Raw genomic sequence first — 13,597 nt, 5'->3', positions numbered from 1 at the left:
GGCCCAACACCAATTTCTGCAATTTCGGGGGCGCCGTGGTCCCATCCGCAGACGGTGCGTCCCACCAACGAACGCAAGCGGAGTCAGTTGAGGTCGCGGGCCACCCGCAACCCGTCGGCGAAATAGCGCACGTCCGCGTCGTAGCCGATGCGGGCGGTGACGGCGATGGCGTCCTGCCCATCCCGCCAGGAGCCGCCGCGCAACACCCGCTTGCGGCAATCACCCTCCGTCCAGGCGCTGCCGTCCGTCGGGGCGCCCTTGTAGCCGGGGTTCCAGCAGTCGGCGACCCACTCCGCCACCCCGCCGCTGGTGTCGTAGAGGCCGAAGGCGTTGGGCTGGAAGCTGCCGACTGGCGCCGGCAGGGAGCGGTCGGCGGCCCCGCCGCAGTCACGGCAGTTGGCCAGCCGCGCCCCCGGCGTCAGGCTGTCCCCCCAGGCGAAGCGCGCCGCGCTGCCGCCGCGCGCCGCATACTCCCACTCGGCCTCGCTCGGCAGGCGGTAGCGCTGGCCGGTCTTGCGGCTGAGCCACTCGGTGTAGGCCAGCGCGTCCTCGACATGGATGTTGTGCACCGGCATGTCGTCGGTGGGATTGCGCATCCGCGGCATGGCGGCGCAGCCGCCGCCCTCCACGCAGGCCCGCCAGTTGGCGACCGTCACCTCGTAGACCCCGATGGCGAAAGGCCGGGCGAAGGTGACGCGGCGGGGCGGGCGCTGGCTGGTGTCGCCGCGCTCGCTGCCCATGACGAAACTGCCGGCGGGAATCCGCATCATCGGCGGACATTCCGGGCAATCCTGGAAGCTGCTGCCGTTGCCCTGCGCCCGCCCCTGCGAGCCCCCCGGCTGGACCGGTGCGGCGAGCGCCAGCCGCTGGCGGTCCTCCGGCCCGGCGGGACGCAGCGCGGGACCGCGGACGAAGCCCTGCACGCCGCCTTGGGTGCCGTCATCCAGGGCCACCCGGTACCAGTCGGCGTCGGCCACCCGGCCCAGCACCCGCACCGCGCCGTCCTTGGCCAAGGCGCCGACCCGTTCCGACCGCGCGTCCGGCCCGGCGCGCAGCTCCGCGTCGGCGACGGCCACATACATCCCCTCCCCGGCGGTGTCGAGCTGGAGTTCCGGTGGCGGAGACGCCTTGCCGCCGGGCGCTCCATTCCCCGCCCCATTGCCCGACGACCCGCTGCTCCCCGCACCGCCCGTTGGAGACGCCGCCGCAACCTTGGCCGATTCGGCGCGCAGCCGGTTCAGCCGGTCCCGCGCCGGGGCGGCGAAGGGGCCGGTGCCGAACAGCCGCAGGAAGGCGTCCAGCGCGTCGGCGTCGCGGCTGTCGCGCACGCGGCGCCACAGCGACTCCTCCAGATCGGCCTGCGGCGGCGGGGCGCCGGCCTCCTCGACCTCCAGAAGCGCGCTCATCGTCGTGCGCCCGCCGCGCCCGTCCTCGACCAGCACGCTGAACACCCCGGCGCGGCCCGCCGGTGCCCGTTCCGGGTCGAAGGTCAGGGCGGTCAGGCGCTCCGGCGCCAGCTTGTCGCCGGGCTTCAGCGGGGTGGTGCCGTCGTGGACCTTGCCCCGCTCCGGCACGGCGCTGACGGTGAAGGTCAGCGGGTCGCCGTCCGGGTCGGTCGGCACCTCCAGCCGCAGGCTGTTGACAACGGCGCGCACGCTGCGCTCGGCGACGGCGACCGGCGGGCGGTTGCTCGGCTTGATGACGATCGGCACGGCGCCCCGCGCCACCCCGCCGCGCCCGTCCATCACCGCGAACTCGAAGCTGCCGGCGTCGCCGAGGTGGGTGGCGTCCGCCCGGAAGGTCGCGGCGGTGAGCTGGTCGAGCGTCAGATAGTCGCCGATCAGCACCACCCGGTCGCCGATGCGCACCCCGCCGCCGCGCGGCAGGCCGGTCACCTGGGCGAAGAGCTGGTCGTTGTCGGGATCGCTTGGCCGCGCGATGCCCAACCCCTCCGTCCCGCCGCGGTCGAAGACCTCCAGCGTCTTGAAGGCGGCGAGTTGCGGCGGCCGGTTCTCCGGCAGCGGGTTGAAATAGAAGGGCGCGGCGCCCAGCGAGCCGTAGAGGAACGGCTCCTGCCGGCCCTGGGTGACCTGCATCACGTCGTCGCGCACGCGGCGGAAGAACAGGCTCAGCTCCAGCCCCGGCACGTCGAAATTCTTCAGCAGCGAGGCGGTGTAGGGGCTGTGGTCGCCCTGCCCGTCCTCCGCCACCGCGTCGGCGCGGGTGGCCATGGCGACCAGCGTGTCGGTCGGCGTGTCGTCGACGCGGGCGAAACCGGAATGCACCTCCGTCTTCTTGGTGCCGGACCGCACCAGCCGGTCGGCGAAGGGGTTGTTGCGGCAGGCGTCCAGGATCAGGATGCCCAGCTTGCGCGCCTGGGCCAGCTCGCCCATCGGCAGGTTCAGCGGCAGCGCCTCGTAGACCAGATCGCGCTCGCGCTCCAGACGGGCGTCGGCGGGGATCAGAAAATTGGTGCCGCCGACCTGCATGCCGTGGCCGGCGAAGTAGAGCAGCGCCACGTCGGCTTGCGCCGCCTGGATGCCGAAGCCGCGCAACGCCTCCGCCATGCCGCGGTTGTCGAGGTCGTAGCGCTCCTCCACTGCGAAGCCCATCTTGCGCAAAGCCGCCGACATGGCGCGGGCGTCGTTGCGCGGGTTGGGCAACTCGGTTGCGTGACGGTAGGCGCCGACGCCGATGACCAGGGCGATGCGTTGCTCCGGCGCGGTGGCGGCCAGACCGGGTACGGCCCACGCCGCCACGGCCAGCAGCAGGCCGGCGGTCAGCGCCAGAAGGATGCGGAACGAGACGAAACGGCGAAGGCGCGCAGCCATGGGCACCCCATGCCATGGTCACCGGACGGCGGAGCGAGGACGCCCCCACATTCCAATCCGTTCAGTATTTGGCCGCGCCCCCAGGAACAAGAGGACAAAACCGGCTAAGGGCTCTCCACAGGCGGGGGTATGCCCCCCCGCAAGAAAGATGGGGGCCTGCGGCAGGCGGAGCGGCGAATGCGCGATCCGTGGCGATGTTGTGCTTTCCCTTTGCCCGAAAGGTTTCTATATGACCCCTTCGACAACACAGGGATCATGCCATGCCGCCCGCCAAGCCGACGGTCGCCAAGATGACCGAAACCGAAATCGCCCGTGTGCAGAGCTATCTGCGCAAGACGCTCGGCAACGACAAGATCATCATCCAGCCGCCCGAGAAGGCCGGCCAGTCCGCAGAAGTCATGCTGGGCGACGAGTTCGTCGGCACCCTGCATCGCGACGTGGACGAGGGTGAGGTCTCCTACGCCCTGCACGTCGTCATTCTGGAAGAAGACCTGCCGGCAGCCCCGACGGCCCGTCGCTGAGTCACGCCCTTCCGGCGTCCTTCCAGCGCGGTCCTCTCCCGCCCCGCGGCGGGAGGGGCGCTTGCCCGCGCGCCGATGGAACTCGCCGATAGAACTCAGGGCGAATGTCAGCCCGGCCGGCTGTGGCGGCGCAGTTCCGCGGCCAGCCCGGCCATCAGCGTCTCGCCGCCCGACAGGGTGAGGCCACGCACCAGGACGAGCGCCGGCAGATGGTTCCGGCGCAGCAGAAGCAGCCGGTAGCCGGCGCGTCGCCGACGGCCCTTCCCCGGTTTCCCGTCCTCCTCCGCATCCACGTCCCCGCCGGCCAGCGCCAGTTCCTTTTGGTGCTGCTGCAGGGTCATCGTCTGGATGCGGGCCACGAACAGCGGACGTTTGCCCTGCGGCGGGTAGAGCGCCACCCCGCGGATCGTGTCGTGGGGGACAAGCTGCCCATGGGCGGTCAATCCTTCCGGCGCCACGACCAGCCGCACGGCGCTGCGCCGCGCGGCCCGCAGCAGCGTGATCATCCACATCAGCAGAAGCGGCACCGCGCACAGGACGCCCAGCCAGCGCAGCATCGAGGCCGTCGGCTCCAGCGTCAGTTCGGCCACGACGACGAAACCGGCCAGCAGCAGGGCGGCGTAGAGGAGATGGGCGTAACGCTGGGGCGGCACGCTGGATGGCGATGCCTCGAACACCGTCGCCTGCCCCTTGTCCTCGCGGGAGATCTCGACCTCGGGCATCCCGTCCGCATCCTCATCACGCCGCCACACACCGCCCTAATACCCTCGACACGCCCAACATGCCAGAACAGCGGCGCCCACCCGTCTGTCCAGCGATCCGGTCACCTGTCCAGTCTTCCAGACAGGTGCGGTCCGGAGGTTCTTGCCGAAAGCACGGGAAACCGGCTCCGGGAGCCCGCCCAAGCTCTGGCATGGGCATTGCTTTCCTTTGCAACGAAGCGTCCCGTGGCCGCGTCGTTCCCTGTGGCCATGGCGGCGATTCCTCCAAAGCATCTGGCCGGCCGCACCGTCGTTTCCACGACGGGTGCGACCGGCACTTTTTTTGTCGGATGCAGCGTCAGTTCCCGGTGGGCGGCTCGGCCCCTTCGGTCGGGAAGTCGGCGGGAAGCGTGATCTCCAGCATTTCCAGATCGTCGGAATGGGCGATTTCCACATGCCGGATGCCCGGCGGCTGGTGCACGCAGGAACCGGCCTGCAACAGCACCTCCCCCACGCCTTCGTAAGCGAACTTCACCCAGCCCTTCAGCACGTAGACCATCTGGAAATCCAGCGCGTGCCGGTGCCAGCCGCCGTGCGACGGCTCGCCGGGCCGGGCGCGGATGACGTGGGCGTTCGCCTTGCCCGCCGTGGCGGCGCGGATGCCCAGATCGCGGTATTCGAAGAAGGGCCGCAGCCCGTCGCGCTTGAAGTCCGCCGGGTCGGGATGGCTGACCGCGAAGGTCACCGAATCGTTCGCAGGCGCGTCGTTTTTCGACATGCCGTTTCCTCCCATCGTCATTGATTGCACCGAGTATGACCGAAAGCCGCGTATACGGCATACCCCCGCCGCGCACGGCGCCATTGCGGCCCATGCAGGGCGCCGCGCTATAGTGATGCCCGCCGCGCACAAGACGTGGCCGCCAAGGAAGAAATGCCCGATCGGGAGGAAAGCATGGATCACGCCGTCGCGGAGTCCGCCGGACAGCCGCCGCTGCCGCAGGACGTCGCCGTCAACCCCATCCGCTCCGCCGCGGACTGGCAGAGCCAGCGGGACGCCTGCGCGGCCGATCCCGGCGCCTTCCACGGCGCCATCGCCGCTGAGACGATCCACTGGTTCGACGGCGCGAATTGGCTGATGCGCGAGGCGGACGGCGTGTGGCGCGGCTGGGACGCCGCCACGGGCGAACCGGCGGGCAAGGCGGCGGAAAGGGCGGACTGGACGCCCTGGACCCAGGCCTTCGACGGATCGGAAGCGCCCTTCTACCGCTGGTTCGCGGGCGGGCTGACCAACGCCGCCTTCAACGAGGTGGACCGCCACGTCCTGTCCGGCCATGGGTCGGAGACCGCCTATTGGTACGAGGGCGACCGCTGGGACGCCGCCGCCAACGGCGGGCGCGGCGGCCCGGTCCATCACGTCACGCTGACCCGGCGCGAGCTGCTGGTCCGCTCCGCGCTGGCCGCTCTGGCGCTGCGCGGGCTGGGGTTGAGGCAAGGCGACCGCATCGCGCTGAACATGCCCAACATCCTCGACCAGATCGTCTGGACGGAGGGGGCGAAGCGCATCGGCGTCATCTACACCGCCGTCTTCGGCGGATTCTCGGACAAGACGCTGTCCGACCGCATCGAGAACGCCGGCGCCCGCGTCGTCATCACCGCCGACGGCGCCAGCCGCAACGCCGAGATGGCCCCCTTCAAGGAAGCCTACAGCGACCCGGCGCTCGACCGCTTCGTCGCCCTGCCCACGGCGCTGCGCATCACCAAGGAGGTTTTGCGCGCCAAGCTGGGAGACGACACCCTGATGGAGCCGGTGCGCCGCGGCTTGGCGGGCGAGATCACCGTCGCTCCCGCCGACGTCATGCGCGAGCTGGGCCGCGCGCTGGACCGCGCCGGGACGCTCGACGCCGCCACCGTGGCCGACCTGCGCGCCAGCGTTGCCGAGGCGCTGACCGCCGCCCCGCCGCGGGTTGAGGCGGTGATCGTTGTCCGCCACGCCGGGCTTCCCGACATCCCCTGGACCAACGGCCGCGACGTCTGGGCGCACGAGCTGCTGGCGAAGGCCGAGGCGGAGCTGTGCGCCGCCGCCGGACTTCCGGACACCGTCCTGCCCGGCATGGACGCGCTGCGCGCGCTGGACGACCGGGCGCTCTACGCCGCCGTGGCGAAGGCCGTGCCCTGCGTTCCGGTAGATGCCGAGTATCCGCTGTTCATCATCTACACCTCCGGCTCCACCGGGAAGCCGAAGGGCGTGGTGCATGTCCATGGCGGCTACGTCGCCGGCCTCGCCCACACCATGAAGGTCAGCTTCGACGCCCTGCCGGGCCGCGACGCGATCTACGTCGTCGCCGATCCCGGCTGGATCACCGGGCAGAGCTACCTCATCACCGCCAGCCTCGCCGCCCGCATCCCCGGCATCGTGACGGAGGGGGCGCCGGTCTTCCCCAACGCCGGGCGCTTCGCCTCGATCATCGAGCGGCACAAGGTAACCATCTTCAAGGCGGGCGTGACCTTCCTGAAGACGGTCATGACCCACCCGGAGAACCGCGCCGACGTCGAGCGCTACGATCGCAGCAGCCTGCGGGTCGCCACCTTCTGCGCGGAGCCGACCAGCCCCGCCGTCCAGGCCTTCGGCATGGCGGTGATGACGCCGCAATACATCAACAGCTATTGGGCGACGGAGCATGGCGGCATCGTCTGGACCCACCCCTACGGCAACCCCGACCAGCCGCTGCGCGCCGACGCCCACACCTACCCGCTGCCCTGGGTGCTGGGCGACGTCTGGGTCCCCGAGAGCGAACCGGACACCGCGGGCCGCGTCGCCTTCCGCCCCGCCGAAGCGGAGGAGAAGGGCGAGATCGTCGTCACCGCCCCCTATCCCTACCTGACCCGGACCATCTGGGGCGACGCGGAGAATGTCGGCCAACCCGGCTGGAAGGGTGACTTCGAGCGCTTCGTGGCGACCTATTTCGGGCGCTTCCGGGACGCCGACGGCAATCCGGTCTGGGCCTATCTGCAAGGCGACTTCGCCCGGCGCTACGACAACGGCAGCTTCAGCCTGCACGGCCGGTCCGACGACGTCATCAACGTGTCCGGCCACCGCATGGGCACGGAGGAGATCGAGGGCGCGATCCTGCGCGACAAGCAGATCAACCCCGACAGCCCGGTCGGCAACGTCATCGTGGTCGGCGCCCCGCACCGCGAGAAGGGCCTGACCCCCGTCGCCTTCGTCCTGCCCGCCAAGGGCCGCGACATCACCGCCGACGACGAACGCCGGCTGAAGGATCTGGTGCGGCAGGAGAAGGGTGCGGTCGCCGTCCCCTCCGACATCCTCTCTGTCCCGGCCTTTCCCGAGACGCGGTCCGGCAAATACATGCGCCGCTTCCTGACGGCGATGATGAACGGGGAGCCGCTGGGCGACACCTCCACCCTGCGCAACCCGGAATGCCTGACCGACCTGGAGGCGCGCATCGCCGCCTGGAAGCGCGGCCAGCAGCGCGCCGAGGAACAGACCCTCATCGAGCGGCAGCGCTTCCTGTCCGTCCAGTACGACCGGCTGGCCGACGGTGTGCGGATGGCGACCGTCACCATCGACAACCCGCCGGTCAACGCCCTGTCCGACCGCCTGTTGGACGAGCTGGACACGCTGATCGCCCATCTCGCCCGCCGGAACGATGTACGGGCGGTGGTGGTCACCGGCACGGGCCGCAACTTCGTGGCCGGCGCCGACATCCGCCAGCTTCTCGACGAGGTGCGGGACGAGAGCGAGGCCCGCGCCCTGCCCGCCAAGGCTCATGCCGTCTTCCGCGCCATCGCGGCGCTGAACAAGCTGGTGTTCGCGGCGATCCGCGGCGTGGCGCTGGGCGGCGGCTGCGAGCTGGCCATGGCCTGCCACGTCCGGGTGGCCGATCCCCGCGCCCGGCTGGGCCAGCCGGAGATCAACCTGTTCCTGCCGCCGGGCTATGGCGGGACGCAGCGCCTGCCGCGCTTGCTGCTGCGTAAGGACCCGGAACGGGGCTATGGGCGGGCGTTGGAGATCCTGCTGTCCGGGCGCCAGATCGACGCCGAGACGGCGCTGGAGTATGGCTTGGTCGATGTGGTGGCGCGCGGGGCGGACGACGCGCTGACGCTGGCGAAGGCGATGGCAAGGGAGGCGGCGCTGGCCCCCTCCACTTCTCATGCCCCCTCCCCAGCCCTCCCCCGCTTCGCGGGAGAGGGGGCCTGTTCCCCTCCACCGCCAAAGGCGGGGGAGGGTGCCCGCGAAGCGGGCGGGAGGGGGCCGGAGGTGATGCGCCTCCTCCGCCAAGCCCACAGCGTCGGCCGCGGCCCGGTGGCCGACACCATCGTCCGGTTGGTCGACACCGGCCTGCGCGACGGCTTCGACGCCGGCAGCAAGGCCGAGATCGACGCCTTTGCCCGCTTCCTGCTGGACTCCGACAACGGCGCCAAGAAGGGCATCGCCCTGTTCCTGGAGAAGAAGTCCCCGTCCCTGCCCGCACGACCAAGACGCGCGAGCTGCGACGGCGTGCTGCCCATCGGCAGTCCCTTCGTCCCCGGCGCAACACCCCTGCCCCGCTGGCAGCTCGCCCAGGCCGTCGTCCGCGACCTGGAAACCGGCGCGGCCGCCCACGGCGACCCGGCGCAGGCCGAAACCGAGGTCATCATCCCCGTTCCCGAGCCCGGCCCCAACCAAGCGCTCGTCTACGTCCTCGCGTCGGAGGTCAACTACAACGACGTCTGGGCGCTGACCGGCATCCCCATCTCCCTGTTCGACGAGCATGACGAGGACGTGCACGTCACCGGCTCCGGCGGCGTTGGAATGGTCGTGCGGATGGGCGAGGCGTTGCAGGCGCAGGGGCGGCTGACGGTCGGCGATCTGGTCGCCGTCTATTCCGGCGTCTCCGACCTGCTGGACCCGGAGGCCGGGGCCGACCCGATGTTCACCGACTTCCACATTCAGGGCTACCAGTCGCCGGACGGCAGCCACCAGCAGTTCATGCTGGCCGACGGGCCGCAGCTCTTCCCGCTGCCGCCCGGCCTCGCGCTGGAGGAGGCGGGAAGCTACATGCTCGCCGCCGGCACCGGCTACCGCGCGCTGTTCACCGCGCTCGACGTGCAGCCCGGCAAGCGCCTCCTGGTGGAGGGTGCGGCGGGCGGCACCGGCGCCTGGACGGTGGAACTGGCGCTGGCCCGGCGCATGAAGGTGACCGGCATGGTGTCGTCGGACCGCCGCGCCGCCGCCATCCGCGCCCGCGGGGCGGGGGCGGTGGACCGCTCCGTCGCCGAGGCCGCCTTCACCCGCATCCCCGCCGACCCGGCGCAGTGGGCGGCGTGGGAGGAGGCCGGACGCCCCTACCTCGACGCGCTTCGCGCCGCCAATGGCGGCCAGCTCGTGGACTACGCGGTCAGCCACGCCGGCGAGACGACCTTCCCCCGGACCTTCCAGTCGCTGGCGGACGGCGGCGCGCTGACCTTCTTCGGCGCCTCCAGCGGCTACCACATGACCTTCCTCGGCAAGCCCGGTTCCGCCGAGCCCGCCGCGATGCTGCGCCGCGCCCGCCTGCGCCCCGGCGAAGCCGTTCTGGTCTTCTACGGCGCCGGGGCGGTGGGCCTGCGCGACGACATGGCGCTCTCGGCCATCGAGGCGGCGCGCGAGTCCGGCGCCCGCGTCTGCGTCGTCACCGACCGGGATTCCGAGCGCGACTTCGTGCTGTCGCTGGGCTACGGCGAGGCGCTGGCCGGCGCCGTGTCGCTGGCCGAGATCAAGCGCCGCGTCCCGCATTTCGACTGGCCCGACACCATGCCGGACCTGCCCGACCCGCAGCGCGAAACCGCCGCCTTCAAGGAGGCCGTGCGCCTGTTCACCGAGGACACGTTCAAGCCGCTGGGCCAGGCGGTGGGCCGCATCCTGCGCGCCGCCGACAACCCGCGCGGCATGCCGGATGTGGTGGTGGAGCGGGCGCGGCGCGACACGCTGGCCGTCTCGACCATGCTCGTGAAGCCGCACACGGGGCGCGTGGTCTATTGCGGCGATATGAGTGGTCGTCGCTACAGCTTCTACGCGCCGCAGGTGTGGATGCGCCAGCGCCGCATCCTGATGCCATCCGCGTCCATCGTCGGTACGCATCTTTCGAACGCTGCGGAAATCGCAGGGCTGAACCGCGTCATTGCGTCGGGGGCGGTCCGTGTGCCAACGACATACCTCGGTAACTGGGACGAGCTGCCCACGCTCCATCAGGCCATGTGGGAGAACCGCCTGCCGGAAGCGACCGGCGGCGCCGCCAAGGCCGTCGTAAACCACGCGCTGCCGGAAGCGGGCCTGACCTCGCGCGACGAACTGCTGATCGCCTGGGCGGGGTCGGCAACAGGAAAGGGACAATGAGGCTTATCATCAAGGACCTGTGCCACCGCTACGACGACCTCGTCGTGCTGGAAGGCATCGACCTGACGGTGCAGGAGGGGGAGGTTCTGGCCGTCATCGGCCCGTCGGGCTGCGGCAAGTCCACCCTGCTCGGCATCGCCGGCGGCATCGTGGCGCCCAGCTCCGGCACCATCGCGGTGGCGGGCGAGGTGCCGGACGGCTGCCTGAACCCGATCACCTTCATCTTCCAGGATTTCGCCCTGCTGCCCTGGCGCAGCGTCGAGGACAACCTGTCACTCGTCCTCGAACACCACCCGCTGTCGGCGGCCGAGCGGCGGGAGCGCATCGAGTCCGGCCTGCGCCGCATGGGGCTGTGGGACTTCCGCAAGGCGCTGCCAAAGCAGCTGTCGGGCGGCATGCGCCAGCGCGTCGGCATCGCCCGCGCGCTGGCCGTGCGCCCGGCCATGCTGCTGCTGGACGAGCCGCTGTCGGCGCTCGACGCCCAGACGCGCGAACTGCTGATGGAGGATTTCCTGTCGCTCTGGCAGCGCGAGCGGACGACCGCCCTTTACGTCACCCACAATCTGGACGAGGCGTTGCGGTTGGCCGACCGGGTCGTCGTGCTCAGCCGCCGTCCGGGCCGCCTGCGCGAGATCGTGACCATCGAGGAGCCGCGCGACCAGCGGCTGGAACCCTCCGCCCAGGCCCATCTGGCGGAGGTGCGCGACCGGCTGTGGCACCTGATCCGGGCCGAGGCCCAACTGGCCGACCGGGAGATCGCCGATGCCTGATACCAGCCTCCCCCTTCAGGATCGCTCCCCATCTCAGCCCGTCCGCTTCCGCGGCGGCGGCTTCACGGTCAAGGGGCACCGCTGGGCGGCGCTGCTCGCCTTCGTGGTCCTGATCGCGGTGTGGGAATCCACCAACCGCTTCGGCCTCGTCAGCGAGCTGTTCCTGCCGCCGCCGAGCGCGGTCGCCTCGGCGCTGGCCGCCATGGCGCAGGACGGGTCGCTGTGGCAGCACCTGAAGGCGTCGCTGATGCGCATCGGCGTCGGCTGGGTCATGGGCACGGTGGCCGGCATGACCGTGGGCTTCGCCATGGGCATCGGTTCGGTCGCGCGGGCGGTCGGCGTGCCCCTCGTCTCGGCCTTCTTCCCGATCCCGAAGATCGCCCTGCTGCCGCTGTTCATCCTGTGGTTCGGTATCGGCGAACCGTCGAAGTTCGCCACCATCGGCTTCGGCGTCTTCTTCCCGACCGTGATCGCCACCTACAGCGCCATCGATTCGGTGCCGCGCAACCTGATCCGCATGGCGCAGAGCTTCGGCCTGCCCTGGGCGTCGATCCTGCGCAAGATCGTGCTTCCCGGCGCCCTGCCCGGCATCCTCGCCGGCTTCCGCATCACCGCCTCCATCGCGCTGATCCTGGTGGTCGCGGCGGAGATGATCGGCGCGGAATACGGCATCGGCGCCTTCGTCCTGACCGCCGGCAACCTGATGCTGACCGACCAGCTTCTGGCCGGCGTGCTGGTTCTCTCGCTGCTCGGCCTGAGCATCGGGACCGTGCTGTCCATCTTGGAACGCCGCCTGCTGAAATGGCGGTGAGAAAAATGATGATTGAGAATGGGAGACTGAGAATGACCGTCGTGCGTTGGAGCCGCCGTTTGGTTCTGGGTGCAATGGGTGCTGCGGCCCTGGCGCTGGCCGGGACGCCCGCCGCCGAGGCGCAGGGTCTGGAGAAGACCTCCATCGGCGTGCTGGCGCTGGCGTCCTCCGGCCCGATCTTCATCGCCAAGTCGAAGGGCTATTTCGAGAAGGAAGGGCTGGAGGTCGATCTGAAGATGTTCACCTCGGCCCAGCAGGTGCCGGTGGCCGTGGCCTCCGGCGACGTGGATTTCGGCGTCACCGGCCTGACGGCGGGCTTCTACAACCTCGCCGCCAAGGGTGCCGTCACCATGATCGCCGCGCAGAGCCGCGACGAGCCGGGCTTCCAGCTCAGCGCCTATGTGGCGACCAAGGCGGCGCACGACGCCGGGCTGACCAAGCCGGCGGACCTCAAGGGCAAGCGCATCGCCATCACCACGGTGGGCTCGACCTTCCATTACATGGTCGGCCTGCTCGGCCAGAAGCACGGCTTCACGGTCAAGGACGTGACCATGGTGGCGATGCAGGACGTGCCGAAGATGGTCGCCGCCTTCAAGGGCGGTCAGGTGGACGCGGTGATCGCCCCGGTGACGGTGGCCCGCCAGCTCGCCGCCGAAGGCTCCGGCACCATCCTGGGCTGGGTCGGCGACGAGACGCCGTGGCAACTCGGCGCCCTCTTCACCAGCCCGAAGACCGTCGCCCAGCGCCGCCCGCTGGCCGAGAAGTTCGTCAGCGCCTATCTGACCGGGCTGGCCGAATACCACGCCGCCTTCAACGCCAAGGACGCGTCGGGCGCCGTGGTGAAGGGCCCCGGCTACGACGAGCTTCTGGCGATCATCGCCGAGGCGACGAAGCAGAAGCCCGAGGTCGTCGCCGCCGGCCTGCCCTATGTCGAGCCGAAGGGCAAGCTGCTGGTCGACGACGTCTTCAATCAGGTGAAGTTCTGGCAGTCCGAAGGTCAGGTGGACAAGGCGCTGGACGCCAAGTCCGTCATGGACCTGACCTTCGTCAAGTAAGTTGCTCGCCAAACCCCTCTCCCGCCCCGGGAGAGGGGACGTAGGGTTCAGCGCTTGCCCGGTCCGTAGACCTTCGGCTGGGAGAAGTTGATATGGTCGAGAAGCTCCTGCGTCGGACAGCCGTCCACCGGGAGCTTCGCGGCCTTCTGATAGGCGCGGATGGCGGAGCGGGTGTTGGGGCCGATCTTCCCGTCGATCACGCCTGGACGGAAGCCCTGCTCGGTCAGGGTCTTCTGGATGCCTTCCACATAGGCGAAGTACATGTCCGGCGTCATCGAGTCCGTCGGACAGGCGGCATAGGCCGGCGCCGCGAAGGCCGTGGCGGCGAGGAAGGCGGCGAACAGGCTGCGGTTCATGGTCTCTCTCCGTTTCTTGTTGCGGAGATCAACAACGCAGAGGCCGCGTTTCTTCCCAAGGGATAAAATTAGGGGGCGCCTTTGCCCCCTCCCCGGCCCTCCCCCGCTATCGCAGGGGAGGGAGATTATCCCCTCCACCGCAAAGCGGGGAAGGACTAGGGAGGGGGCAAGCGCAA

At 70.4% G+C, this 13,597-nt stretch carries 9 protein-coding genes; 5 read left to right on the top strand and 4 right to left on the bottom strand.

Annotated elements, in window-relative coordinates:
- Positions 1 to 83: 83 nt before the first annotated feature.
- Positions 84 to 2,831, bottom strand: coding sequence for an SUMF1/EgtB/PvdO family nonheme iron enzyme (locus tag ACWPN7_RS22225; protein WP_051657779.1), 2,748 nt, complete (start codon positions 2,829 to 2,831; stop codon positions 84 to 86).
- A gap of 260 nt (positions 2,832 to 3,091) precedes the next feature.
- On the opposite strand from ACWPN7_RS22225, the gene ACWPN7_RS22220 reads away from it, so the two are divergent.
- Positions 3,092 to 3,352, top strand: coding sequence for a DUF3126 family protein (locus ACWPN7_RS22220; protein ID WP_014241108.1), 261 nt, complete (start codon positions 3,092 to 3,094; stop codon positions 3,350 to 3,352).
- A 107-nt stretch (positions 3,353 to 3,459) separates the two neighbouring features.
- On the opposite strand, the gene ACWPN7_RS22215 is transcribed toward ACWPN7_RS22220, so the two are convergent.
- Together ACWPN7_RS22215 and ACWPN7_RS22210 are read right to left on the bottom strand one after the other, a co-directional pair.
- Positions 3,460 to 4,074 (bottom strand): hypothetical protein, encoded by a 615-nt coding sequence (locus ACWPN7_RS22215; RefSeq protein ID WP_014241109.1) that lies wholly within the window; start codon positions 4,072 to 4,074, stop codon positions 3,460 to 3,462.
- Between the two features lie 337 nt (positions 4,075 to 4,411).
- Positions 4,412 to 4,831, bottom strand: coding sequence for a cupin domain-containing protein (locus ACWPN7_RS22210; protein WP_149648460.1), 420 nt, complete (start codon positions 4,829 to 4,831; stop codon positions 4,412 to 4,414).
- A 174-nt stretch (positions 4,832 to 5,005) separates the two neighbouring features.
- Between ACWPN7_RS22210 and ACWPN7_RS22205 the strand changes: the two genes are divergently transcribed.
- Genes ACWPN7_RS22205 through ACWPN7_RS22190 form a run of 4 tightly spaced genes read left to right on the top strand, consistent with a single transcriptional unit; the run spans position 5,006 to position 13,065 of the window.
- Positions 5,006 to 10,429, top strand: coding sequence for an AMP-binding protein (locus tag ACWPN7_RS22205; protein ID WP_492273444.1), 5,424 nt, complete (start codon positions 5,006 to 5,008; stop codon positions 10,427 to 10,429).
- Entirely contained in the window at positions 10,426 to 11,199 is a 774-nt protein-coding gene (locus ACWPN7_RS22200; RefSeq protein WP_038526718.1) for an ABC transporter ATP-binding protein, read from the top strand. The genes ACWPN7_RS22205 and ACWPN7_RS22200 overlap by 4 nt, the downstream gene beginning before the upstream one ends.
- Positions 11,192 to 12,010, top strand: coding sequence for an ABC transporter permease (locus ACWPN7_RS22195; RefSeq protein WP_459195908.1), 819 nt, complete (start codon positions 11,192 to 11,194; stop codon positions 12,008 to 12,010). The genes ACWPN7_RS22200 and ACWPN7_RS22195 overlap by 8 nt, the downstream gene beginning before the upstream one ends.
- Before the next feature lie 32 nt (positions 12,011 to 12,042).
- On the top strand, positions 12,043 to 13,065 hold the full coding sequence (locus tag ACWPN7_RS22190; RefSeq protein WP_459195909.1) for an ABC transporter substrate-binding protein: 1,023 nt from the start codon (positions 12,043 to 12,045) through the stop codon (positions 13,063 to 13,065).
- A gap of 47 nt (positions 13,066 to 13,112) precedes the next feature.
- Here the strand turns inward: ACWPN7_RS22190 and ACWPN7_RS22185 are convergent, their stop codons facing one another.
- Positions 13,113 to 13,421, bottom strand: a complete 309-nt coding sequence (locus ACWPN7_RS22185; RefSeq protein ID WP_038526709.1) for a peptidoglycan-binding domain-containing protein — start codon at positions 13,419 to 13,421, stop codon at positions 13,113 to 13,115.
- Positions 13,422 to 13,597 lie beyond the last annotated feature (176 nt).

Source organism: Azospirillum sp. UENF 312511 (assembly GCF_058780635.1).
The sequence above is the reverse complement of the archived record's forward strand: the minus strand, read 5'-3'. Positions and strand labels throughout refer to the sequence as shown.

Bases quoted from the DNA above. Each gene is read 5' to 3' on its own strand.
- ACWPN7_RS22225 (WP_051657779.1), bottom strand. From the start codon at position 2,831: ATGGCTGCGCGCCTTCGCCGTTTCGTCTCGTTCCGCATCCTTCTGGCG.
- ACWPN7_RS22220 (WP_014241108.1), top strand. From the start codon at position 3,092: ATGCCGCCCGCCAAGCCGACGGTCGCCAAGATGACCGAAACCGAAATC.
- ACWPN7_RS22215 (WP_014241109.1), bottom strand. From the start codon at position 4,074: ATGCCCGAGGTCGAGATCTCCCGCGAGGACAAGGGGCAGGCGACGGTG.
- ACWPN7_RS22210 (WP_149648460.1), bottom strand. From the start codon at position 4,831: ATGTCGAAAAACGACGCGCCTGCGAACGATTCGGTGACCTTCGCGGTC.
- ACWPN7_RS22205 (WP_492273444.1), top strand. From the start codon at position 5,006: ATGGATCACGCCGTCGCGGAGTCCGCCGGACAGCCGCCGCTGCCGCAG.
- ACWPN7_RS22200 (WP_038526718.1), top strand. From the start codon at position 10,426: ATGAGGCTTATCATCAAGGACCTGTGCCACCGCTACGACGACCTCGTC.
- ACWPN7_RS22195 (WP_459195908.1), top strand. From the start codon at position 11,192: ATGCCTGATACCAGCCTCCCCCTTCAGGATCGCTCCCCATCTCAGCCC.
- ACWPN7_RS22190 (WP_459195909.1), top strand. From the start codon at position 12,043: ATGACCGTCGTGCGTTGGAGCCGCCGTTTGGTTCTGGGTGCAATGGGT.
- ACWPN7_RS22185 (WP_038526709.1), bottom strand. From the start codon at position 13,421: ATGAACCGCAGCCTGTTCGCCGCCTTCCTCGCCGCCACGGCCTTCGCG.